This window comes from Microvirga terrae, from assembly GCF_013307435.2.
Classification (GTDB): domain Bacteria; phylum Pseudomonadota; class Alphaproteobacteria; order Rhizobiales; family Beijerinckiaceae; genus Microvirga; species Microvirga terrae.
Genome location: NZ_CP102845.1, coordinates 2,116,541 through 2,138,434 on the forward strand (window position 1 = coordinate 2,116,541; position 21,894 = coordinate 2,138,434).

The 21,894-nt window shown below is 64.8% G+C and carries 18 protein-coding genes and 1 tRNA gene; 12 read left to right on the forward strand and 7 right to left on the reverse strand.

From position 1 onward, the window contains the following. Positions 1-158: 158 nt before the first annotated feature. From HPT29_RS10080 to HPT29_RS10090, 3 genes are all read right to left on the reverse strand, one after another. A complete protein-coding gene (locus HPT29_RS10080) occupies positions 159-1,253 on the reverse strand; it encodes a patatin-like phospholipase family protein (protein ID WP_247654438.1) in 1,095 nt (364 codons plus the stop codon). A gap of 118 nt (positions 1,254-1,371) precedes the next feature. After that, positions 1,372-2,691, reverse strand: coding sequence for an HlyD family type I secretion periplasmic adaptor subunit (locus tag HPT29_RS10085; RefSeq protein ID WP_173946555.1), 1,320 nt, complete (start codon positions 2,689-2,691; stop codon positions 1,372-1,374). A gap of 150 nt (positions 2,692-2,841) precedes the next feature. After that, complete coding sequence (locus HPT29_RS10090; protein WP_173946556.1) at positions 2,842-4,764, reverse strand: type I secretion system permease/ATPase; 1,923 nt, start codon at positions 4,762-4,764, stop codon at positions 2,842-2,844. A gap of 250 nt (positions 4,765-5,014) precedes the next feature. Between HPT29_RS10090 and HPT29_RS10095 the strand changes: the two genes are divergently transcribed. After that, positions 5,015-5,740, forward strand: a complete 726-nt coding sequence (locus HPT29_RS10095; RefSeq protein WP_173946557.1) for a Crp/Fnr family transcriptional regulator — start codon at positions 5,015-5,017, stop codon at positions 5,738-5,740. A gap of 6 nt (positions 5,741-5,746) precedes the next feature. Here HPT29_RS10095 and HPT29_RS10100 read toward each other — a convergent pair whose 3' ends face one another. From HPT29_RS10100 to HPT29_RS10110, 3 genes are all read right to left on the reverse strand, one after another. Continuing rightward, entirely contained in the window at positions 5,747-6,754 is a 1,008-nt protein-coding gene (locus HPT29_RS10100; RefSeq protein WP_173946558.1) for an adenylate/guanylate cyclase domain-containing protein, read from the reverse strand. A gap of 25 nt (positions 6,755-6,779) precedes the next feature. Next, entirely contained in the window at positions 6,780-8,201 is a 1,422-nt protein-coding gene (locus tag HPT29_RS10105; protein WP_173946559.1) for a serine/threonine-protein kinase, read from the reverse strand. A gap of 62 nt (positions 8,202-8,263) precedes the next feature. Next, positions 8,264-9,034 (reverse strand): c-type heme family protein, encoded by a 771-nt coding sequence (locus HPT29_RS10110; RefSeq protein ID WP_247654437.1) that lies wholly within the window; start codon positions 9,032-9,034, stop codon positions 8,264-8,266. Positions 9,035-9,217: 183 nt separating this feature from the next. Here HPT29_RS10110 and HPT29_RS10115 point away from each other — a divergent pair, with 183 nt between their 5' ends. Further along, positions 9,218-10,567 carry a peptidoglycan-binding protein gene (locus tag HPT29_RS10115; protein WP_173946561.1) on the forward strand — a complete coding sequence of 450 codons (1,350 nt, stop codon included), beginning with the start codon at positions 9,218-9,220 and terminating at the stop codon, positions 10,565-10,567. A gap of 143 nt (positions 10,568-10,710) precedes the next feature. Here HPT29_RS10115 and HPT29_RS10120 read toward each other — a convergent pair whose 3' ends face one another. Then, positions 10,711-11,166, reverse strand: a complete 456-nt coding sequence (locus HPT29_RS10120; RefSeq protein ID WP_173946562.1) for a hypothetical protein — start codon at positions 11,164-11,166, stop codon at positions 10,711-10,713. Positions 11,167-11,295: 129 nt separating this feature from the next. Here HPT29_RS10120 and corA point away from each other — a divergent pair, with 129 nt between their 5' ends. The 10 genes from corA (at position 11,296) to HPT29_RS10170 (ending at position 21,839) form a co-directional block, all read left to right on the forward strand. Beyond that, complete coding sequence (corA, locus tag HPT29_RS10125) at positions 11,296-12,309, forward strand: magnesium/cobalt transporter CorA (protein ID WP_173946563.1); 1,014 nt, start codon at positions 11,296-11,298, stop codon at positions 12,307-12,309. Between the two features lie 1,039 nt (positions 12,310-13,348). Beyond that, positions 13,349-16,036 (forward strand): DNA gyrase subunit A, encoded by a 2,688-nt coding sequence (gene gyrA / locus HPT29_RS10130; RefSeq protein WP_247654156.1) that lies wholly within the window; start codon positions 13,349-13,351, stop codon positions 16,034-16,036. Between the two features lie 283 nt (positions 16,037-16,319). After that, the gene (gene coaD / locus HPT29_RS10135; protein ID WP_173945526.1) at positions 16,320-16,820 is read left to right on the forward strand and encodes a pantetheine-phosphate adenylyltransferase; all 501 of its coding nucleotides are present in this window, start codon (positions 16,320-16,322) and stop codon (positions 16,818-16,820) included. 33 nt (positions 16,821-16,853) lie between these two features. Further along, positions 16,854-17,402 carry a peptidylprolyl isomerase gene (locus HPT29_RS10140; RefSeq protein WP_173945527.1) on the forward strand — a complete coding sequence of 183 codons (549 nt, stop codon included), beginning with the start codon at positions 16,854-16,856 and terminating at the stop codon, positions 17,400-17,402. Continuing rightward, positions 17,402-17,911, forward strand: a complete 510-nt coding sequence (locus tag HPT29_RS10145) for a UCP034077 family protein (RefSeq protein WP_173945528.1) — start codon at positions 17,402-17,404, stop codon at positions 17,909-17,911. The genes HPT29_RS10140 and HPT29_RS10145 overlap by 1 nt, the downstream gene beginning before the upstream one ends. Positions 17,912-17,960: 49 nt before the next feature. Further along, positions 17,961-18,428, forward strand: a complete 468-nt coding sequence (locus tag HPT29_RS10150) for a peptidylprolyl isomerase (protein ID WP_173945529.1) — start codon at positions 17,961-17,963, stop codon at positions 18,426-18,428. 134 nt (positions 18,429-18,562) lie between these two features. Continuing rightward, entirely contained in the window at positions 18,563-19,639 is a 1,077-nt protein-coding gene (queA, locus tag HPT29_RS10155) for a tRNA preQ1(34) S-adenosylmethionine ribosyltransferase-isomerase QueA (protein WP_173945530.1), read from the forward strand. Positions 19,640-19,755: 116 nt separating this feature from the next. Further along, complete coding sequence (tgt, locus tag HPT29_RS10160) at positions 19,756-20,937, forward strand: tRNA guanosine(34) transglycosylase Tgt (protein ID WP_173945531.1); 1,182 nt, start codon at positions 19,756-19,758, stop codon at positions 20,935-20,937. 142 nt (positions 20,938-21,079) lie between these two features. Further along, a tRNA-Lys gene (locus tag HPT29_RS10165) sits at positions 21,080-21,155 on the forward strand. 366 nt (positions 21,156-21,521) lie between these two features. Continuing rightward, entirely contained in the window at positions 21,522-21,839 is a 318-nt protein-coding gene (locus HPT29_RS10170) for an oxygen-binding di-iron domain-containing protein (RefSeq protein ID WP_259060534.1), read from the forward strand. Positions 21,840-21,894 lie beyond the last annotated feature (55 nt).

Sequence of the window (21,894 nt, forward strand, 5' to 3'; positions counted from 1 at the left end):
ACTGACCTGTTCCGCTTGGTCCTTCTGTGCACGTGATCACAAATTTCGGCTGGGTCGGACGATAGGGGGCATGTCCGATTGTGGGTCGCCCGGTGAGGACCAGCAGGATGGTCTCGGGTGCGCGACGGCAACGGTCGATCTCGGCCTCGCCTCGTCGCTCAAAGGTATCGGTGGCCGATGTCGATGGAAGATTCGAACCCGACTTTTGCGAAACTGGTCCTCAGCCACGCGTCGGCCTTTTCGCGTCCGATCGCATGCAGATCGGTGAGGAAGCTCCAATCCGCGTTCAGCTTCGAGGCGGCGCCCAGGTGCTGCATGACGTCGTCGGCTTCGACGGCATGCAGGCGCACCTCCCTGATATCGGGCGCCAGAACCCGCCCTTCCTCCACGAGCCTGTTGAGGAAGTCGACCGCGCGAACTTCTCTCATGAGCGACGAGTTGAAGCTGATCTCGTTGATCCGGTTGAGGATCTCGGCGGCCGTCCTGGGGACGGTGGGCCGGCTGATCGGATTGATGTGAACCACCACGATGTCGGATGTCTCGCATCGATAGATCAGCGGGAAGAGGGCCGGATTTCCCATGTAGCCCCCATCCCAGTAATACTCGTCGTCAATCCTCACGGCCTGAAAGATGAAGGGCAGGCAGGTCGACGCAAGCACCACCTCGGCGCTCATCTCATGGTTCTCGAAAACCCGGATCTTCCCGGAGCGAACATTGGTGGCCGAGAGAAACAGTTTGACTTGAGGATCCGACCGCAGACGCTCGAAGTCGACCGTTCGTTCGAGCACGTGGAGAAGCGGATTATAGTTGAACGGGTTCAACTCGTAGGGCGAGACCACCTGCGTGAGCATGTGAAAGAGCAGAAAGACCGGCGAAGTTTCGAGGCTGTGACTTCCGGTGAGGCGATCAAATGCGGAGGGTTGAACGGGGCTGAGGAGGGCGGCTTGCGAGATCTGCCGCCAGAACTCCCCAAGCGCCTGGCGCGCTCCCTCGCGCCCGCCATTGATCAGCCCATGGGCACAGACCACGGCGTTGACCGCTCCTGCGCTCGTCGCGCTGATGCCCTCGATGCCGATGGCGTCCTCTTCCAGCAGACGGTCCAACACGCCCCATGCAAAGGCGCCATGGGCACCTCCCCCCTGAAGGGCGAGATTGACTGACTTGACCTCCTGCCGCGGCGCTGAGCGTCTCGTCCGGGAACTGCGGCTGTCTGCCCTGTTCATGGTCGCCTCGGCGTCGGGATCGTTCAGCATTCTGATCGAGAGGATCTTACATGACGTCGGTCCCGTCTGACGAGGGCATGGATCGGGTCGTGCTGCCCGGACGCTCGCACAGGATCCTGCACGGGCGTCCGACGACGGACTTCTCGGGTTACTCTTCACGGAAGGCGACGGCGAGCCGATCGGTGAGCGGCTGGGTCAGGTAGGTGATGATCCGCCGGGTCTCCCCGCGGATCAGCACCTCGGCCGGCAGGCCGGGCGTCAGTTCCTTCCCCTCCAGCTTGCTACGCTCGCCCGGGGCGATCGCGATCTTCACGGTGAAATAGGCCTGCCCGGATTCGCCGCTGACGACCTGGTCCGGCGAGACACTGGTGACCATCCCTTCGAGTTCCAAAGGCGTTGGGAGCTTGAACGAGCTGATATGGATGGTCGCTGGCTGGTCGATATGCACCTGATCGACCTCCTCGGGGCGGATTTTCGCGTTCACGATCAGCGGCTCGGCGCTGGGGATGATCGACATCAGCTTCTGCCCGGGGGCGACGATCCCGCCGATCGTGTGCACCATGAGCTCGTGGACGAGCCCGGTCCTCGGAGCCCGGATATCGAGCCGCTGAAGCCGATCCCGGGCGGCCGCAAGCTGCTCTTCCGTTTCGGCCAGGCTGGCGGTGACGGTCTGAAGCTGTCGCAGGACTTCCGAGCGGGCATTCTGAGTGAGCTCGGCAATCTTGAACTGGATCTCGGTGAGCTGGGACCGGGCACCCGCTATCCGGGCCTCGATGTCGCCCATCTCGCCCTTCAGGCGGCTCACCTCGCGTTCCGTCTGACGCAGCACCGGGCGCCGGATCAGACCTTTGCTGTCCAGCATGCGCTGGTCGGCCAACTCGGCGGTCACCTGGGCGAGCTCCTCCTTGAGGGCCCGGGACCTCTCGTTGAACCCGTCGATCTGCCTCTCGACCTGATGCTTGCGCTCCTGCTGCTGCGAGAGCTGGCTCAGGCGCGTGAAGCGCCGCTCGTTCATCAGGCCTTCCTCTGCCGCAAGAGCCGCTCTCAAGGCTGTCTCGGCCTGTTTCGACGGGATCGAGAGCTCCGGCCGCGCGATCGTCGTGCGGTCCAACTGCTCGGCCTCCAAACGTGCCTTCTGGGCGGTGAGATCGATCAGCTTGCGTTCGAGGATGCTCGCATCCGCCGTAACCTTCGCCGCATCGAGCCGGACAAGCACCTGTCCCTCCTGCACGAGCTCTCCTCCCTTGACGAGAATCGCCCCGATGACGCCGCCCTCAAGGTGCTGGACCGCCTGGGCGCTCGATTGGACTGCGAACGTGCCCGAGGTGACGACCGCGCTGTCGACCTTGGCGGCGACCGCCCAGCCGCCGATCCCGAAGAATACGATGAAGGAACTCAGGATGAACCAGCGCATCAGCCGGCGCATGGAGGAGGAATTAGCCGCAAGGTCGTTTTCGAACTCGGTCATGGTGCGCTCCATCGGGTGGGCTGCCGTCGTCGGCTGGGCAACAGGCAATTCCATTGTCAGGATTCTGCGTCGGTTTCGACGGACCGACGCTCGGTCCGGCATCACGTTGGCATGCGCGGCGCGCCCGTGCTGTGGCCCAGTTCACATCCGCTAGCTCGCGTGGCTGCTTGCCCGCTGGGTCCGGGTGGCGTCCAGACTGGTGACGGTCGCGGTGGCCGGGCCGGCGTCTCCGTTCGCCGGTTCTGCCGCCGCCGTGCCGAGACCATCCTGCGGACCCGATGCGGTGCTCGGGTCGGAACGGGTCGCGCCTGGCTGCGCTGTCGCGACGACAGAGGGAGCACCGACCGGTTGCGGACCCATCGCCTGAGCGGGCTTGTGCGGCTGCCCGATGCGCGGGAACAGAGCGGCCAGAACCTGCTCTTTCGGGCCGAACATCTCGGCGCGGCCGTTGCGGACTGACAGGATCTTGTTGGCGGCGAAGATGGCGCTCGGCCGGTGGGCCACGATGACGACGATCTTTCCGGCCTGTCGCATCTGTTGAATAGCGTCGTTCAGAGACTGCTCCCCGAGCGGGTCCAGATTGGAATTGGGCTCGTCGAGCACGACGATGAAAGGATTGCCGAACAGGGCTCGGGCAAGCCCGATGCGCTGGCGCTGACCGCCTGACAGGATGGCGCCGCCTTCGCCGACCGGAGTGTCGTATCCCTTCGGGAACGCCAGGATCATGTCGTGCACGCCAGCCATGCGGGCCGCATCCACTACCTGGTCGACGGTCGCGTCCTTCCGGAAACGCGCGATGTTCTCCGCGATCGTTCCATCGAACAGCTCGATGCTCTGCGGCAGGTGACCGATGGCGTCCGCGAGCGCATCGGGCGAGTACTGAGCGATCAGAGCGTTGTCGAAGCGGACATCGCCCCGCGCGGTCGGCCAGGCGCCGACCAAGGCGCGAACGAGGGTGGACTTGCCGCATCCGCTGGGGCCGATGATCCCGAGAGCGTCGCCGGCTTCGATCTCGAATGAGACGCCCGACACGGTCGCGATGGTCCCGCCCGGGGGAACGATCGCGACATCCCGCACCGACAGGGTGTGGCGCGGCCGCGGCATGCCGTGCTGCTGCTTGGCCGCCTGGGGAAGCTTGGAGGTGAGCGCCCTCAGCCGGCGCAAAGCCTGCCACGCGGCCGAGGTGCTGCGCCAGTTGCCGATCACCTGATCGATGGGGGTGAGAGCCCGTGCGAGAATGACCGAGCACGCGATCATGGCGCCGGGGGACATCTTCGCCTCGATGACCAGGAAGGCTCCGAGCGCCAGCATCGCGGATTGCAGGACGAGCCGGACCGTCTTGGAGATCGCCCCGAACACACTGGCGTGGTCGGCGAGGTCGCGGGCGTGCGAGATCGAGTTCACGTAACCGCCGCCCCAGCGCTTGCACAGGTCGTCTCCCATGCTCATGGCGGCGGCTGCTTCCGAATTGCGCCTTGCATCCAGCAGGAGGGTCATGGTGGCCGCGTGCACCTGGTTCGCCGACTTGACCGTTCCTTTGGTGACGAGCTCGTTGACCATGCTGAGAATGACGAGAAACAGAGCGCCGGCTCCCGCGGCGAGGAACAGGATCGGACTGACCAGAAACAGGATCGCGAAATAGATCGGCATCCAGGGCAGATCGAGAAGCGCGACCGGTCCGGGACCCATGAGGTAGTTGCGGATGGAGGCCAGATCCTGGAGCGGATCGTGATTGCGGGCATGGGGTCCGAAATGGAGCGGCAGCTTCAGCGTCGCCTCGAACAGAGTGGGAGCCAGCCGGTGGTCGAACGTGATGCCGACGCGGGCCATGAGCTTGCCGCGCAACGCCTCCAGGAGGCCATAGAAGGCATAGAGCAGCAGAGCGAGCAGGGAGAGGGCTGCCAGCGTCGGGATGCTTTTGCTTGCCAGGACCTTGTTGTAGACCAGCATCATGAAGATGGGGCCGGTCAGCATCAGGACGTTTCCGAGACAGCTGATGACACTGATCCCGATCAGCGGCTTTTTGAGCGTGCGAAGAGCCGTCCGGAGTTGGACTTCGGCGCTGGTCTTCATTCCATTTCTCATCGCGAGCATCCCTGTTGCGACCCTCCGCACGCAACGAGACGGGCAACGAGGAGGGCGTCTGTGGGATGATCATGGGCCGGCTTCGCGCCGAGCACTGTGACGGGGATCACAAACGCCCATTTCGGCGGACAGCCCTGGCGGGATTGTCCGAACATCGCGGCCGGCGGTGCGCCTTTGCCCCTGACCCGTCGAACGCTATGCTGGCAGGCCTCGTGCTCCACACCGTGGGAATTCGGTCATGCCAGACGTGCAACCGCCCAAACCGGCGACCGGCGCCGACAAGCTGGTCCATCTCGAAGCACTCGACATCTTCAAGGCTATCGACCCGTCGACGGTCGACCAGATCGCCCGCAGGGCTCAGAGTCGGACATTGGACAAGGGCGAGTTGCTGTTCAATGTCGGTGACACCTCCGACGCGCTCTACGTAATCGCCGAGGGCCGTATCCGGATCTGGACGGTCTCGGCTGCCGGCGCCGAAGTCACGCTCAATGTGCTGACCAATGGTGCCGTCTTCGGCGAGATCGGCATGCTCGACGGCGGCGTGCGGACCGCCGGCGCCTCCGCGATGCTGCGGACGAGACTGACGAGCATCGCCCGGCGAACCTTCTATGAGGCGCTGGACCGGGATCCGCAGCTGGTGCGCAACGTCATCGACCTGTTGTGCAGCCGGCTCAGATGGACCAGCGCCCGGATGGAGGATGCCACCCTGCGTCAGGCGCCGCAGCGCCTCGCCCGCATTCTCGGGCATCTCGCCCGGGATCACGGGAGGGCGACGGCTGGAGGTATCGAGGTCGTTCTCAAGCTGACCCAGAGCGAGATGGCTCAATGGACGGCCATGTCGCGGGAGGGATTGAACAAGCTTCTGAACCGATGGTCGGAGGAGCGCCTGTTGAGCCAGGATCGAGGCGGGCTGATCGTCCATGATCTCGAGCGGATCGACGAGATCGCGGAATTCGGCGAGTAGGAAGTGTCAGTGGCGCCGCCGCGCCACGATCTGTTGGGCGCGGGCGATGAACTGCAGACGCTCGTCTCGTGCGGGAATCTCGCGGGCAAGATCCTCGACGAGCTTGGCCGGATCCGCCAGCTCTGCCGCGTGCCGCTTCACGAGCAGGCCCGCGACGGGACCGAGATACACTGTGAGGGCATGAGCCAGCTCAGCGAGGCAGCCCTGAACGGCCCCCGGATCCATGGAAGTCTGACGAGCCGGCGGGACCTCCGGCTCCAGGGCGACGGGAGGCGCGGGATCGGGGGCCGCACGGCCGTGCGGGACGACGAGAGGGGCGGCCTTCGGAAGCGTGAGGGCCGGCGGCTCCAGGCAGGCGGCCGGGGGCAAGGGTGCCGGCACTGTCTCTTCAATGCGCGCCGAAGCCACTGACAGGACCGTCCGATCGAGCGGCTCGATCAGGCTCAGGGTCGCGTTCATGTCGCCCGAGGACGGCGGCAGGCCGACGCTGAACGTCGTGATCCGTCGCGGGCTGTGCTTGAGGTCGAACACTCCGCGCTCGCCGAAGGTCGCCGAGATGCGGGGGGCTACGGCTTCCATGACGGCTGCCGATACGAGAATGCCGCCTGGATCCGCCAAGCTTTCCAGACGGGCCGCAATCACGAGGGTCTCGCCGAAGGGCAGATCGTCCTGGAACAGGACATCCCCGAGATGGATGCCGATCCGCATGCGGACTGCATCGAGCTTCGTCATCGCGGCGAGACGCGCCTGGGTGTCGAGCGCGCAACGGACGGCATCGACCGCACTCTCGAAGAGCGCGAAGAGCCCGTCTCCCGGCATCCCGAAGAGCCAACCGCCGTGAGCCGCAAGCTCCTCCCGGGCAATGCGCCTCGTCGCCCACAGGGCGTCAAGGGTATTGGTCTCGTCGACGGACACCAGGCCGCCGAAGTTGGCCATGTCGGCCGCGAAGACCGCTCGTAGACGTCGAACTCGTTTGCCTGCAGGCTGGGGTGCATCAGGGGCCGGATCGTCCATCACGCTTTCATCGAGTGCCTACATGTCACTGTTTCGTCTCGCCAATTTTACCACGGATCTCAAGAAACCGCGCCCGGTCCCGCTCGTTGGGAATGAAATCTGAAAGGCGGCGATAGAAATCGTCTCGGCCGACCGCCTTCTCTGCCTGGCGGGCGACAAGCGTCGGCGCAACCGGGCCGATGAGCGGCAGGAGCGCTTCCGATACAGCCCGGATCTCGGTCAGCGATATGACGGCTTCCATCTGGGCTATCTTGAAACCCTTGTCGTCACGCAGCACCTGCTGGGCCGCCTTTCGGAAGGTCGACGCTTCGGCCTCGGTCTTGATCTTCTCGACGAGCAGATCGAGGAACGTATCGACGTCCATGGTCTCGTGCGAGGCCTGCCTTACCAGAAGATGACCGATGGGGCCGAGCGAACTGGCCAGCGAGCGCCCGAGCGCGTCGAGCGTCGTGGGGGTGAGGACCTCCGCCATGGTCTGGTTGAGACGCTCCTTGGCCGGCGCGGCCTGCTCCTTTCCCGGCAGGTGGGAGAGCTCGGTCAGGTCGAGGGGAGGGAGGTCTGCACTGGGGCGCATCTCGATGGATGCATTGAGCGATACGATGAATTCGTCCGCCGTTTGGAAGCGATCCTCGGGGTTGCGGGCCAATGCGCGCTGAACGACCACGTCGATCTCCGGCCAAAGCTCGGGCCGATAGGTTCTTACCTCCGGTGGCGGATCGTTCATCAGCTTGCGCATCAGCTCAGGCAGATCCGCGGCGATGAAGGGCTTTGTGCCCGTCAGCATCTGGAACAGGATGACCCCGGCGGAGAAGAGATCGGCGCGAATATCCGCCGGGCGCCCGAGAAACCGCTCGGGCGCCATGTAGTTCGGCGTCCCGATGGGGATGCCGCCAGGCTTGGTGAGATCCAGGGCATCCACATGGGCCACGCCGAAATCGGACACTTTGATCGAGGCTGCCGAAGGGCAGAGAATATTGGCCGGTTTCACGTCCCGGTGAATGACGCCCTTCGAATGAGCGTAGCCGAGAGCGAACAGCAGCTGCGCCATGATCTCGCCGACCTGTCGGATCGGCAGCAGCGTCCCCCGGCGGATCACGTTCTCCAGCGTGCCGGCATTGACATATTCCATGATGATGTAGGGCGCGCCATCCTGCTCGACGAAATCGAAGACCGTGACGATGTTGGGATGCAGGCACCGCGCGGCGGAGCGCGCCTCGGTGGCGAACCGACGGAGCAGTTCGTCGTTCTCGTTCAGGTTCTCGAGAATCTCGGGACGAAGCGTCTTGATCGCGAGCGGTCGGTCGATCTGTTCGTCATAGCCCTTGTAGACAACACCGATGGCCCCACGGCCGATGACGTGGTCGAGGCGATACTTGCCGACTCGGGCGGGCATGCCGCTTGTGCCGCCTTGGCTGCTGCCCGTCCTCAGATCCTTGTCTGCGGTCATCGGATGCAATTCCATGACGAGCGGTAATCTGGTTCTGTTGGGCCACGGATCAATCGTACTGCTCACTTTTCAAGCATCTTCAATGCGCTATCCAGGCTTCTGCGCATCCTGTTGAAGGATCGCGACAGGGATGCGATCTCGTCGGAACCCGGATATTCGAACTCGGCAACGGACGCGTCGCCCATGCTCACGGCCTCGGCCGTCTTGGCCATGCGGGTCACCGGGCTGATCACGTAGCGATTCAGCAGGACATTGAGCAGAACCAGCAGGACCAGGAAGATGACGCTCGATGTGCCGACGAAGAGAAGCAGGTTCCGCCAGATCGCTCCTTCGGCGATGTCCATGGGCACGGAGATGATCTGCGCTCCGATCGTCTCGTTGAGCTTCCAGCCGAATCCATTCTTGCTGCCGTAAAGGGCGACCATCGAGGTCGGAGCCCGATCGGGAGTCGAATGGCAGGTCAGACACGACTCGTCCTTGATCACCAAAGGATAGGTCGCCGTGTAATGCGAGCGATTGTTGATCGTCTGATAGCTGATATCCTTGGTGAGCTCGGGGTTGGCCCGGAGCTTCTCGATGACCTCTCGCTCCCAGTCCCGTGCAAGATCAGCCGGATTGGTCGGGTTGAGCGCAGCTTCCTTGTAGAAGAACTGAGGATAGAATCCCCGGAAGTTGCGGAATGCCGTCTGGGCCGAGAACGACGGGATCGTCTGCGGCAGGAACTGGACGCTCGAGTGCTCCGCGAGCAAGGGCTGGATCTCTTCCGACGTATAGCGGCGGACGGACAGCGCCTGGGCTCGCAGAACGTCGATCTGCGACTGGAGCTGATCCATGGCTTCCTGTCGGGAAATTTGATAGAATGGATAAATCGACAGGCTGAGCCCAAGCAGATAGCAAACGGCGAGAATGATATTGAATTTCAGCCGTAGTCCCACGGGAGATCTCCAACGGCTCGTGAGGTTAGTTTGCGTTACAACTACCGGATTTCATGATAGTGCAAGTCTTGGAGACGTGCCATGCATTTCGGTCTTGTGGGTGGATTTGCGGGCCGATCCCCTGTGCGCCAAAGCACATCGGGAGACCTTGATCGGGCGCACCCGATACTCTTTCTGGGGATCGCTGTCCTTGCGTTTTCCTTGCTTCTCGCGAGTGTCGTTACTGCTCATGCCTCCGGAAGGGTCGCTCTGGTCCTGACGGCGGAGGAATATCAGAAGCTTCCCAAGTCCAGCATCGGGACGAAGCGCGGTGCCGAAATCGCCGAGGCGCTGAAGGCCCGGGGCTTCGATGTCATCGTCAGTCCCAATCCGACCAACGCGACCGCCCGAGCCAGCCTGCGGGACTTCGCCGCCAAGGCGGAGGGTGCCGATCTGGCTCTGGTCGTTCTGATCGGTCACGGCATCGCCTGGGGCGGTCAGACCTTTTTCCTGGCGACCAACACTGAGATCGGCCGGGCGGCCGACCTGTTGTCCCGCGCGCTCTCGACCACAAACATGGCGCAGATCGCGGCACGGGCGCAGACGGGCGGCGTGTTCTTCTTCATGACGTCCCCGACCTTCGAGAATGCCATCGAAGGGCTGGACGCGCGGCCTCAATTCACCAGCGAGATTCCGAAGAACGCCGTCACGGCCTTCTCCAGCTCGGCACGCATCCCGGTATCCCGCATCGACGGGGCCGGCGAGCAGGCCGCCGACGCCCTGGCCAAGCTGCTCCAACAACCGAGTCCATCGTTCAGCGAAGCCGTCAAGGTCGCGTCGAACGGCAGCCTCGGGGCCGTGTTCGGGCAGGTGCAGGAAGTCAATCTTGCGAGGCCCGCTCCCGCTCCTGCTCCCGCGCCTGTATCGCAAACGGTCGCGTCGACATCGCCGCAGGCCGTGCCCATGGTCCAGAAGTCGGAGGACATCGAAGGACGGCTCGAAGCGGAGCGTCGCGCGCGGGAACAGGCGGAAACGCGCGCCCGTGACGAGCAGTTGAGGGCCGAACGGGCTCAGGCCGAGGTGATGAAGGCGCAAGCCGACGCCAAGAAGGCTCAGGCCGATGTGGAGCGGGCGCAGGCCGATGCCGAGAAGGCCAAGCAGGAGGCGAGGCGCGTCGAGGCCGAGGCGCAGATCGCGGCCGCCCAGGCCGAAGGATTGCGGCATGCATCCGTCGGGCCTTCCATCGAGGATTCGCAGCTCGGTCAGAAGCAGCGCCGCCTGATCCAGCAGCGGCTCCGCGATCTGGGTCTCTACACGGGTCCCGTCGACGCCATCATGGGGCCGCTGACCCGCGAGGCGATCATGGGCTACCAGAAAAGCCGCAACGCCTCCGTGACGGGCTATCTCACCCCCGAGCAGTACGACGCCCTCCTGCCGAAGGAGATGCAATAGGCAACGCCTCGCGGCTGGCGCGGCGCGTTCATCCGAGCTGCTGGTCTCGTGCGGGCGCTGCCCGTTCCTTGTGCGTCCGGACGCGGTCGGCCGCGCTCCAGGGGCGTTTCGCCAGCGTCGAGGCGGCATGATCGCGGATCCGGCTATTCCCGTCCTGGGCGCTCCGTCCGGCGGGACTGGACGCGGATGCGGCCATGGATGGCCTCGACCACCCGGTCGGTCTCCGCCGCGGCCGGGATCACGTCCGGCGATGGGGCGATGTCGCCCGCCGGTCCTGCGGCTTCCCAGCCCTCGATCCGCCACTCCGCCTGCTGCTCGTCGAGATCGAGAACGTCTTCCTGGTCCAGGATCTCGACGACCTTCCCGACCTCCGGGGCCTGGCACCGCACGATCACCACGGTGCCGCCGCGCACCACGCCCTCCGCGTAGGCGTGAGCGTCGGCGCGGGACACCCCGAGATCCTCCAGGAGAGGAGCGAGATTGTGAGGTGTGGTCCAGATGTCCAAATCGTCGGCCGGAATGCCCGCCTGCTTCAGGCGGTTCACCGCGGTGGTCGCGTGATGTTCGCTGTGGAAGAGGGATGTGACGGTCTTGGTCATCGGTCGATCCCCTGCAAGGGGCCAATGTACCACGCCGCCCCTGGATCGGCCACCTGTCCCCAGGGAGGCCGCGGGAGCGGCTTGCCCCGGCGGCGACAACGGGCCAGGATGGTTGCGCGTTGGATCGACATGGCAAAGCCTCTCAAGCGTGTTTCCGTTCCGTCCCTGGGCATGCCCGGCGTGGTTGCGTCCGCCGTCTATGCGGGTGGCCGACGTCTCAGGGAGATCCCCATCGAAGAGGCCGGGGAGTGGTCCAAGAAGCCCGGGCACGTGGTCTGGATCGGCCTGCACGAGCCCAGCCTCGAGCTCCTGAGGAGGGTCCAGGGGGAGTTCCACCTGCACGAGCTCGCCATCGAGGACGCTCTGAAGGCTCATCAGCGGCCCAAGGTCGAACAATACCACGATGCTCTGTTCGTCGTCGCCCGGACGGCCCAGATGGTGGAGGGGCGCATCGCTTTCGGCGAGACGCACCTGTTCGTCGGACGCGGCTACGTGGTCTCCGTCCGCCATGGCGCCTCGACGACCTACACGCCGGTCCGGCAGCGCTGCGAGGCGGCCCCGAAGGCGCTCGCGGAGGGCGAGGACTTCATTCTCTATGCGATCCTGGACTTCATCGTCGACAACTACATGCCGGTCATCGAGATGATCCAGGCCGAGGTGGAGGAGATCGAGGACAGCATCCTGACCGCGAGCCAGCCGCAGGACCAGATCGTCCGGCTCTATCAGCTGCGGCGCGATCTGCTGCGCCTGCGCAACGCGGCCGTGCCGCTGGTGGAGGTCTGCCGCCGGCTCGAGCAGCCAGGACTGCCCGGAATCGATGGCGCGATGCAGCCGCTCTTCCGCGACGTGTCCGACCATATCCGGCGGGTCCAGGAGGAGATCGAGTCGCTGCGGGAGGTGCTGGCCTTCGCGTTCGAGTCGAGCCTGATGACGGGTCAGTCCCAGCAGAACGAGATCACCCGGAAGCTCGCCGCCTGGGCGGCCATTCTGGCGGTTCCCACGGCGGTCGCCGGTATCTACGGCATGAATTTCGACGTGCTGCCCGAACTGCATTGGAAATACGGCTATCCCTTCGTGCTGACGGTGATCGTGGTGGCCTGCGCCTGGCTCTACTGGCGCTTCCGGGAGAAGCGCTGGCTTTGATGAGGCCGTGAGGCCAGCACCTGTGGGCCCGCAGCTTGCGCTGCGAGCCTTCAGGAGGATCGAGGGTGGCGCGAGTGGCAGCCCGGCTCGATGTCTGAGGTGATAAGCGAGAGCCAAGCTGCTCGTCGCGCACGGTTCTTTTCAGGCGGACCAGCTGGGCAGAGCCCAAGGTCGGCCTCCTGCGCGCCCAGGGGTGCGAAGCCTGTCGCAGGACCGTGCCGGCTCCCACACTTGCGACGCCTCGCGAGCGCGCCCCTCGAAGGAACCGATCTGCGCCATGATATAGCTTAGCTTGATGCATGTGTCAAGAACAAAGTGAGAACATGATCTCACCCACACCTGTCCACCACTCCCACGTCATCACCGGCCTTGTGCCGGTGATCCCGATCCGTAAGGCACGGCGCTTCACATGAGCGGGATGGCCGGGACAAGCCCGGCCATGACGTAGGGAGGATCAGGGCGAGCCCGTCCCGATTCGGACAGGCGCGGCGTTCCTATAAGCGGGATCGCCGGGACAAGCCTGGTGATGACGGGGAGAAGGTCAGGGCCGGCCATGCCGGCCCCGGCGTGCGAAGAGGCGCCTTGGATGGGGCTCGGGCCGGAGGGACATCGACCGTCACCCGTGCGATCGGCTGGAAACGAAGCGGGGTCAGGCCTTTAGACGTGGCAGTTGACCCAAAATGTCACCATCCGGGCACGGCCGCGAAAGGGCCGCAGGCGGTCGGCGTCCCGGGGCGATGCCCGACCCGACAATAAGTTGCTGAAACGTAAACGGATTTTGGCCCCTGCCTTGCCTCTGGAAAACCCGTCAAAAAGCTTGAAAATCGCGCCGTTTTCCCCCATCTAAGGGACTGATTTCAATTGGATTCGCGGGCCTGCCGAATGGCTTGACGAAGCGGCGCCGATAAGCCGCCTCTCGCGAAAGGGCAGACCGTTTTAAGAAAGACCAACCTTGACCGATCCGAACGATATCCGCTCCGGCGGCCCCGCGGGGGACCAGCCGGCGAGCGACATCAAGCTGATTTCCATCGTCGACGAGATGAAGCGCTCCTATCTCGATTACGCCATGAGCGTGATCGTGAGCCGCGCTCTGCCCGACGCGCGCGACGGCCTCAAGCCCGTGCATCGGCGCATCCTCTATTCCATGCATGAGAACGGCTATACGCCGGACAAGAAATACGTGAAGTCCGCCCGCATCGTCGGCGACGTGATGGGTCAGTACCATCCGCACGGCGACAGCGCGATCTATGACGCCTTGGTGCGCATGGCGCAGGATTTCTCGCTGCGCCTCATGCTCGTGGACGGGCAGGGCAATTTCGGTTCCGTGGACGGCGATCCGCCGGCGGCCATGCGCTACACCGAGTCCCGCCTCGCCAAGGCGGCGATGCCGCTCCTCGACGACATCGACAAGGACACGGTCGACTTCACGCCCAACTACGACGAGTCCAAGGACGAGCCGTCGGTCCTGCCGGCGCGCTTCCCGAACCTGCTCGTCAACGGGGCTGGCGGCATCGCGGTCGGCATGGCCACCAACATGCCTCCCCACAACCTGGGCGAGGTCATCAACGGCTGCCTGGCCTTCATCGACAATGACGCCATCTCGACCGAGGAGCTGATCGAGCTTATTCCGGGTCCCGACTTCCCGACCGGGGCGCTGATCCTCGGCCGCGCGGGCGTCAAGTCCGCCTACACCACGGGCCGCGGCTCCATCGTCATGCGGGCGAAGTCCGAGGTCGAGGAGATCCGCAAGGACCGCGAGGCGCTGATCTTCACCGAGATCCCGTATCAGGTGAACAAGGCCTCGCTGATCGAGAAGATCGCCGAACTCGTGCGCGAGAAGAAGATCGAGGGCATCGCCGACCTGCGCGACGAATCCGACCGCGACGGCATGCGCATCGTGGTCGAGATCAAGCGCGACGCCATGGCCGACGTGGTGCTCAACCAGCTCTATCGCTACACGCCGCTGCAGACGAGCTTCGGCGCCAACATGGTGGCGCTCAACGGCGGCCGTCCCGAGCTGATGAACCTGAAGGATCTGATCAGGGCCTTCGTGGACTTCCGCGAGGAGGTCGTCTCCCGGCGTACCAAGTACCTGCTCAACAAGGCCCGCGAGCGCGCCCACGTGCTGTGCGGCCTCGCCATCGCGGTGGCCAATATCGACGAGGTGATCCGCCTCATCCGCACGGCGCCCGATCCGAATGCTGCCCGCGAGGCCCTCATGGGCCGCGACTGGCCGGCGCACGACATCGCGCCGCTCATCGCGCTCGTGGACGATCCGCGCCACAAGATCAACGAGGACGGCACCTACCGCCTCTCCGAGACCCAGGCCCGCGCCATCCTCGACCTGCGCCTGCAGCGCCTCACCGCACTCGGCCGGGACGAGATCGGCGACGAGCTCGCCAAGTTGGCCGCGGAAATCTCAAACTATCTCGAGATCCTGCGCTCGCGCGCCCGCATCATGGGCATCATCAAGGACGAGCTGATCGAGGTCCGGGACGCCTTCGCGACCCCGCGCCGAACCCAGATCGTCGACTGGGATTCCGACGTCGACGACGAGGACCTGATCGCCCGCGAGGACATGGTCGTGACCGTGTCCCATGCCGGCTACATCAAGCGCGTGCCGCTCTCGACCTATCGTGCGCAGCGCCGCGGCGGCAAGGGCCGTTCCGCCATGACGACCCGGGACGAGGATTTCGTCACCCGCCTGTTCGTGGCCAACACCCACACGCCGGTCATCTTCTTCTCCTCCGAAGGCCAGGCCTACAAGGAGAAGGTGTGGCGCCTGCCGCTGGCCGCTCCCAACGCCAAGGGCAAGGCGCTGGTGAACATGCTGCCGATCAAGCAGGGCGAGCGCATCACCACCATCATGCCGCTGCCCGAGGACGAGGCGTCCTGGGACAAGCTCGACGTGATGTTCGCCACGTCGCGCGGGACCGTTCGCCGCAACAAGCTGTCGGACTTCGTCCAGGTGAATCGCGGCGGCAAGATCGCCATGAAGCTCGATGAGGGCGACCACATCGTCGACGTGCAGATCTGCTCGGAGAACGACGACGTGCTGCTCACCACGGCCAAGGGCCAGTGCATCCGCTTCCCCGTGACGGACGTGCGCGTGTTCAAGGGGCGCGACTCCATGGGCGTGCGCGGCATCAACCTGGCCGAGGGTGACGACATCATTTCGATGGCGATCCTGCGCCACGTGGAAGCGACCGGCGAGGAGCGTTCGGCCTATCTCAAGATGCGCCGCGCCGTGACCGGCGAGCAGATGGGCGCCGATGCCGACGCGACGGACGACGCGGAGGAGACGGAAGGCGCGAACTTCTCGCTGTCCCAGGAGCGCTATGCGGAGATGAGCGCGCAGGAGCAGTGCATCCTGACGCTCTCCGAGAAGGGCTACGGCAAGCGCACCGTGTCCTACGAATACCGCATCACGGGACGCGGCGGCAAAGGCATCACGGCCATGGCGGTCAACAGCCGCAACGGCAAGCTGGTCGCCTCCTTCCCGGTCGAGGGTTCCGACCAGATCATGCTCGTGACCGATGGCGGCCAGCTGATCCGCGTTCCGGTCGAGGGCATCCGAGTCGTCGGCCGCAACTCGCAGGGCGTCACCGTCTTCTCGACCAAGAACAAGGAGAAGGTGGTCTCGGTGGAGCACATCGAGGGCGAGGACGAGGACGGCGAAGGCATCGACGAGGTTTCGACCGAGGGCGGCGAGCCCACCGAAGGGTAAGACCCGTCGGCCGATTGAGAACATTGGAAAACCCGCCGGCTCAGGTCGGCGGGTTTTTCGTCGGCTGGAAGGCAGTCTGTCCCGGCCGCCGTTGTGCTCAGACGAGGCTCGACAGCGCGGCCGGGCTCAACACGGCCACGGCGGTGACGACGACAATGACAAGACGGACGATCATGGCTCTCTCCTGACCTAAGGTGAGCCTTATCTCTCACGGGGCGGCTCGGCTTGCCGTGTGCCAGCGCACGGCTTGCCGGATGGCCCTAATCCAGCTACGCCTTGGCCCATGACACGCACCGCGCTTTATACCGGCAGCTTCGACCCGGTGACCAACGGCCACCTGGACGTCCTGCGCCAGGCTTGCAGCGTGGCCGATCGGATCGTGGTCGCCATCGGGGTCCATTCCTCGAAGGCTCCGGTCTTCTCCGCGGAGGAGCGGGCCGACATGCTGCGCGAGGTCTGCGGGCCGGTTCTGCAGGAGCGGGGCGTCGCGCTCGAGGTCGTGACCTTCAACGACCTCGCGGTCGAGGCGGCCCGCCGCCACGGCGCGAGCCTGATCGTGCGCGGCCTTCGGGACGGCACGGATTTCGACTACGAGATCCAGATGGCCTCCATGAACGCCGCCATGGCGCCCGAGGTCCAGACCCTGTTCTTCCCGGCTTCGCCCCCTGTTCGCCCCATCACGGCCACGCTTGTGCGCCAGGTCGCCGGAATGCGCGGCGACGTCTCGGCCTTCGTGCCGGGACTTGTCGCCGAGCGCCTGAAAGCCAGATTCAGGCAGCCATAGGTAGCATCGTCCTCGATAAGGAGACTTCCCACCATGAAGCGTTTGCTCGCCGCCGGAGCGTTCGTGCTCGCCGGCCTCGTCCCGGCCCTCGCCCAGCAGGCCAACGACCCGCAGAACACGATCTTCCTCGACACCAAGGACGGCCGCATCGCCATTCGCCTGCGCCCGGATCTCGCTCCGAAGCATGTCGAGCAGATCAAGGCCCTGACGAAGCAGGGCTTTTACAACGGCGTCGTGTTCCACCGGGTGATCGACGGCTTCATGGCCCAGACCGGCGATCCGACCGGAACCGGCACCGGCAAGTCCAGCCTGCCCAACCTCCCTGCCGAGTTCACCAAGACGCCGTACAAGCGCGGCTCCGTCGGCATGGCCCGGTCCCAGAGCCCGGATTCGGCCAACAGCCAGTTCTTCATCTGCTACGAGGGCTGCGGGCCGCTCACCGGCCAGTACACGCTCTTCGGCGAGGTCGTGTCCGGCATGGACGTCGTCGACAAGATCAAGAAGGGCGATGCCGCCGCCAACGGCATGGTGTCGAACCCCGACAAGATCGTGAAGATGCAGCTCGCCGCCGACGCGAAGTGATGCGCCTTCATCCGGAATCCGGAGCGCGGCTGGTCCTCGCCGCGCTCCTGTTCGGAAACCTGGCCGCTCCGCCGCTCGCCGCTCAGGTGCTCTCACCGGCATTCGACCCGTATGCGTGGGAAGAGCCCTATCAGCAGCCGCCTCCGCTTCCAGAGGGCCTCAGGGGCACGGTCCGCCCGCGTCCCGATGCCCCGAAGGTCGAGCGTATCGACCGGATCGCCCAGATCTTCCAGGCCATTCAGGCCTGCTGGCGCCCGGCCTCGGGCAGCGGCTATTCCGGTCAGGAAATCACCCTGCGCCTGAGCTTCAAGCGCAACGGCGAGGTGCTGGGCCAGCCCCGGATCACCTATTACAAAGCGGGAACCCAGGACGACCGGCGCGAGCCCTTCACCCGAGCCGTGCGCGAAGCCTTTGAGCGCTGCACGCCACTTCCCTTTACGGAAAGCTTTGGACGTGCCATTGCCGGGCGCGTCTTCTCCTTCCGTTTCGTCGATGCCCGGCCTATGTGAGCGGGCAGGCGACTTACTTCAGCCAATACAGCCAGCACAGGAGATCCCGATGGCAGATCCGGAAAACACCATCATCATGGAAACCACCAAGGGCCGCGTGGTCATCGAGCTGCGCCCCGACCTGGCTCCCGGTCACGTGGAGCGCATCAAGACCCTGGCCCGCCAGGGCTTCTACGACAACGTGCCGTTCCATCGGGTGATCGAGGGTTTCATGGCCCAGACCGGCGACCCGACCGGCACCGGCACGGGCGGTTCGGATCTTCCTGACCTGAAGGCCGAGTTCAACGCGGAGCCGCATGTGCGCGGCACCTGCTCCATGGCGCGGACCAACTTTCCCCATTCGGCGAATTCGCAGTTCTTCATCTGCTTCGACGATGCCCGCTTCCTGGACAAGCAATACACCGTCTGGGGCAAGGTGACCGAGGGCATGGAGAACGTGGACAAGATCAAGCGCGGCGAGCCCGTGCGCGATCCAGACCGCATCGTGTCCATGAAGGTCGCGGCGGACGCGGCTTAAAGCGTTATCGTTCGTCATGGCCGGGCCCGTTCCCGGCCATGACGAACGGAAGAGTGCCTCACGTGGCGGGTTCGCCGGGACAAGCCCGACGACGGCCGCGGGGAGCGGACCAAACGGCCCGGCAATCAGGATCCATGCGCGTCGATCTGTTCGATTTCGATCTTCCCGAAGACAGCATCGCGCTCCGCCCGGCGGAGCCGCGGGATGCCGCTCGCATGCTCGTGGTCCGGCCCGAGGCCGGTTTCGAGGACAGGATCGTTCGCGATCTGCCGGATCTGCTGCAGCCGGGCGACGTGCTCGTGCTCAACAACACCAAGGTCATACCCTCCCGGCTTTACGGCCTGCGCGTTCGCGGGGACACCGCCGCGCGGGTCGAGATCATGCTGCACAAGCGGGAGGGGGGCGACCGCTGGAGGGCTTTCGCCCGTCCGGCCAAGAAGCTCAATGTCGGCGACCGAATCCGCTTCGGGGACGAGTCCGAGAGCACGGCCTGCGAACTCGTGCGCCTCGACGCGGAGGTTGTGGAGAAGGGGGAGGGCGGCGATGTCGGCTTGCGCTTTTCCTTCGCCGGAGCCTTCCTGGATGAGGCGATCGCCCGGCTTGGGGAGTTGCCGCTGCCGCCCTACATCGCCGGAAAGCGACCGACCGACGACAAGGACCTGTCGGATTACCAGACCGTCTATGCCAGGGATGAGGGGGCAGTGGCAGCCCCGACGGCCGGCCTCCATTTCACGGAGGATCTCTTCCGTCGCCTCGACGAACGCGGCATCGCCCGCCATTTCGTGACGCTCCATGTGGGGGCGGGCACGTTCCTGCCGGTGAAGGCCGATGACACCGACGAGCACCGCATGCACGCCGAATGGGGTTCCGTCTCGGCGGAGACCGCTCGGGCCCTCAACGAGGCGCGGGCCCGGGGAGGGCGCATCGTGGCGGTCGGCACGACGTCCCTCCGGCTGCTGGAAAGCGCCGCCCAGGACGATGGGACGATCGCACCCTTCTCCGGCGATACCGCCATTTTCATTACGCCCGGCTATCGCTTCAAGGCGGTGGACGTGTTGATGACCAATTTCCACCTCCCGCGCTCGACTCTCTTCATGCTGGTTTCCGCCTTTGCAGGGCTGGAATGCATGAAGACGGCCTATGCCCATGCGATCGAGACCGGCTATCGCTTCTACTCCTATGGCGATGGAAGCCTCCTCTACCGCCGCTGAGCCGCCTGCCGTCCCCGGCTCAGAAGGCCGGGCAGGGGCCATCGCCGAGGCGCGGCGGTTATGAATGGCCTTCCGTTGGCTGCGCTTCGACCGGGAACGACACAGAGAGTTTCTGAATGACCACCGAGAGCTTCACCTTCTCCGTCAACAAGACCGACGGCGCGGCGCGCAACGGCGAGATCCGGATGCCACGCGGCGTCATCCGCACGCCCGCCTTCATGCCGGTCGGTACGGCCGCCACCGTGAAGGCCATGTATCCCGACCAGGTGAAGGCGCTCGGCGCCGACGTGGTACTCGGCAACACCTATCACCTGATGCTCCGGCCCGGGGCGGAGCGCGTTGCCAGGCTCGGCGGGTTGCATCAATTCATGAACTGGCCCTATCCGATCCTGACCGATTCCGGCGGCTTTCAGGTCATGTCCCTGTCGGCCCTGCGCAAGATCGACGAGACCGGGGTGACCTTCCAGTCCCATATTGACGGCTCGACCCATGTGCTGACGCCGGAGCGCTCGATCGAGATTCAGGGCCTGCTCGGCTCCGACATCCAGATGCAGCTCGACGAATGCGTGAAGCTGCCTTGTTCCGACGAGGTGGCTGAAAAGGCCATGCGCCTGTCTCTGCGCTGGGCCGAGCGCTGCCGGGTGGCCTTCGGCGAGCAGCCCGGCAAGGCGATGTTCGGCATCGTCCAGGGAGGAGCCGTGGAGCGGCTGCGCATCGAGAGCGCCAGGGAACTCGCGGCGCTCGGCCTCAAAGGCTACGCTATCGGCGGTTTGGCGGTGGGCGAGCCGCAGGACGTGATGCTGCGCATGATCGAAACGGTCGAGCCGCATATGCCCCGAGAAAAGCCCCGCTATCTCATGGGGGTCGGCACGCCGGACGACATCGTCGAGGCGGTGCGCCGGGGTGTCGACATGTTCGACTGCGTCATGCCCACACGGGCCGGGCGCCACGGCCAGGTCTTCACCCGCCACGGCCGCATGAACCTGCGCAACGCCCGCTTCGCCGAGGATGTGAGGCCGCTCGATCCGGAATCGAAGTGCAGTGCCTCCAACACCTACAGCCGAGCCTATCTCCATCATCTCGTCCGCTCGAACGAGATCCTGGGCATGATGCTCCTGACCTGGAACAACCTGGCGTATTACCAGGAACTCATGGCCGGGTTGCGCAAGGCGATCGCCGAGGGCAGGCTTGACGATTATATCGGTGAGGTCAAGGAAGGATGGGCGAGGGGCGAGCGGGACAGCAAGGCGGAGATCGGCCAGCACGCCGACAACGTGGCCATGGGGGCGGAGGGTTGATCGGCCGGCGCAGGCCTCTTCCCGCCTGTAACCATTGGCCGAAACACCCCTCTTCCGGTACAGCGCCCGAGGTTTTGCCCTCCCGGCAAGGCTTTTCCATTGACCCGACGCACGATAGCCCCTATCTCGGGCTCACCCCTGGGAGCGCGTAGCTCAGCCGGTAGAGCATCTGACTTTTAATCAGAGGGTCCTGGGTTCGAGTCCCAGCGCGCTCACCAAGTCCTATCAAGCACTTAGATGCTGATTGGTTTTGGTCCTGCTTCCCAGAAAACCGGATTGGGAAGCGCATGGGAAGCAAGCTCAACTAAATGAGCTTTTCCACGCTGTCGCATCGGTTCACCCGCAGGTCGAACCTGACTGCCAGAATCAGCAAACGTCAGGAAGCAGCCAGAGAGCGGACCTTGTTACGGTCGCGCTGAATGCCTCAGATTGACCCCAACCGGACCTTAGACCTGGTGGGAAAATGACGTTGAGCGTCCCGAACTGTCAGCCCAGTGTCCCAGGAACGGGTCGTGAATGCCGCATTTCCGAACCGAAAACGGGTTCTAATCCCGTGGACGCGGGGTAGACCAGGGAGCACTTCGATGGAAACACGCATCGACGAGATCGGAGATGGCATCTACTGTTTCTCGACTTACGTGCCTGACATCGTGCCGCCAGCCGGATTTACGTTCAATCAGTTCCTCGTCGTCGGGGAGGAGCCGCTCCTGTTCCACGCCGGACTGCGGAAGATGTTCCCGCTTGTGTCCAAAGCCGTGTCCCGGATCATGCCAGTGCAGGACCTACGCTGGATTACGTTTGGCCACTACGAAGCCGACGAATGCGGCGCTATGAACGAATGGCTGGCCGTGGCCCCGAACGCGCAGGTCGCGCACGGAATGACGGGATGCTGGTGTCGCTGAATGACATGGCCGATCGTGCGCCGCGTGTGCTGTCGAATGGCGAGGTGATCGACAT